Annotated in this window: 1 pseudogene; it reads right to left on the reverse strand. The window is 78.7% G+C overall.

The features are described 5' to 3' along the window. Window positions 1–244 precede the first annotated feature (244 nt). Window positions 245–385: pseudogene (locus GT030_RS06570) on the reverse strand (flavodoxin family protein); the annotation flags it as partial.

Raw genomic sequence — 385 nt, forward strand, 5'->3', positions numbered from 1 at the left:
GGGCCGTCCGGGTGCGTGGCCGTCCGCTCGCATCCGACGCTCCCTCGATTCAGTCGACGTACGACGGGATGCGACCGCGTCCGGCGGGACGCGGCCTCGTGCCCATCGTCGGCCAGGGGTCCCGCCCCCGCACCTTCGTCCGGCCGGTGCCGGGTGTAGGGACCAGCGACTTTCCGGTCCGGCGCCGGGCGGGGCGGGACCGCGAGGGATGTGGGCGGGCGCCGCCGAACGGGCGACCCCGGCGTCAGCCGGCCAGGCCCGCCGCGAGGACGGCGCCGAGTTCCCAGCACGCCTCGGTGTCGGCCCTGCCGGGCGCGCCCGTGACGGTGACGGGCTCGGCGGCGCGACGCCAGCCGAGGCCGGTGGTGACGGTCTCGACCGCGCG

The sequence above is a fragment of the Streptomyces sp. SID1328 genome (genome assembly GCF_009865595.1).
In the GTDB taxonomy this organism is placed as follows: Bacteria; Actinomycetota; Actinomycetes; order Streptomycetales; family Streptomycetaceae; genus Streptomyces; species Streptomyces griseoluteus.